This window comes from Rhodoferax sp. ZS1R8 (assembly GCF_056521325.1).
Genome location: NZ_JBWMBA010000090.1, coordinates 1 through 1,344, shown reverse-complemented (window position 1 = coordinate 1,344; position 1,344 = coordinate 1). Strand labels below are relative to the sequence as shown.

The 1,344-nt window shown below is 56.0% G+C and carries 1 protein-coding gene and 1 pseudogene; both read right to left on the bottom strand.

All coding sequences use genetic code 11. The features are described from left to right. Window positions 1-456, bottom strand: a pseudogene (locus AC097P_RS24045) (ABC transporter substrate-binding protein); the annotation flags it as partial. Between the two features lie 146 nt (window positions 457-602). After that, entirely contained in the window at window positions 603-1,106 is a 504-nt protein-coding gene (locus AC097P_RS24040; RefSeq protein WP_479612945.1) for a fasciclin domain-containing protein, read from the bottom strand. Window positions 1,107-1,344 lie beyond the last annotated feature (238 nt).

The window sequence follows — 1,344 nt, the reverse complement described above, 5'->3', positions numbered from 1 at the left end:
AGGGAAGGTATTGGGCATGGCCGCGGCTTCCACGTTCTGCAGCCAGGGGGCCACATGGGCCAAATCTGGCAGTTCGCGGCCCAACATGTTGACCAACTGCGAGGCAGCCCGGTCGCCACAGGAACCAAACACCGCGACGCATTGCGGCAGGCTTTTGAGCGACTCCACTGCGGCGCGCAGGCTTGCCGAACTTCCATCCACCTCAATAACCAGGTGTTTGACGGCGTTGCCCTGCAGGCCACCACGCCCGTTGATTTCTTGCCAAGCCACACGGGGACCGACCAAAAAGTCTTTGGACACATCGATCTGGTTGGTGGACATGTCGGCGATTTGCGCGACGGTAGTGGCGCGCGCCACTTTAGTTGGCTGTGCCCAAAGGGGGGTCGTTCCGACTAGGCCGAGGCCAGCCAATGTGCGCAGAATTGCGCGGCGTTGTGGGTTTGTAGCGGAGGGCATGACAGGGGTCCTTGGCCAAATTGGGAAGCAGTGGCGGATGAGCGCCACCACGCTATGAAAATAATAGCTGTTTAGGCAATACCGACGGGGGCTTTAGCCTTATTTAGTTACTAACGAGGTGGCCAGCGGCCACCCGGGTAGGCCGCTTACTTCTTTGAAGGAGGCATCAACACGGTGTCGATGGTGTGGACCACACCATTGGTGGCGCCCAGGTTGGCAGCAACCACGGTGGCGTTTTCAACGATGACAAAGTCACCCGCCTTGGCCAGCGCCAGATTGGCGCCTTGCAGGGTCTTGACATTGCTGTTTTTGATGTCAGCGGCCATCATCGCGCCGGGGACGATGTGGTAGCTCAGTACGTCTTTCAGCTTCGCGGGGTCCTTGCCCAGATCGGCCATGGTTGCTGCGGGAACGGCCTTGAAGGCGTCATTGGTTGGCGCAAACACGGTAAATGGACCGCCAGTCTTCAGGGTCTCACGCATGCCAGCTTGTGTAACCAGGGTATTGAAGGTGCTCAGCGAAGGGTTGTTGGCCACGTTGTCGGCCAGGTTGACGGGAGTGGGCTTGGTGGCGCAAGCGCCCAGAACGACGGTGATGGCAAGTACCAAGCTGGTGCGGCGAATGGTGGAGAAGGCTTTGTTTTTAGACATGGTGCGGTCCAATGGTTGGTTGAAGATGGCCTAGCTTAAAAAGTTGATATGACGACTATGTGACAGTTTCTTGAACGTTGTGCGACATAGCCATGGCTGCTTGCACTGGAGCGCTAGCGGTTGAAAAATTCGAAAAATGTCATGAATCTGTCACAAATATTTCTTAAAGTTCTCACATTCCTCAACCAACCAAACAAAGGTTACTCATGCGTATCGCGTTTAAATTGCCTCTTTTGTC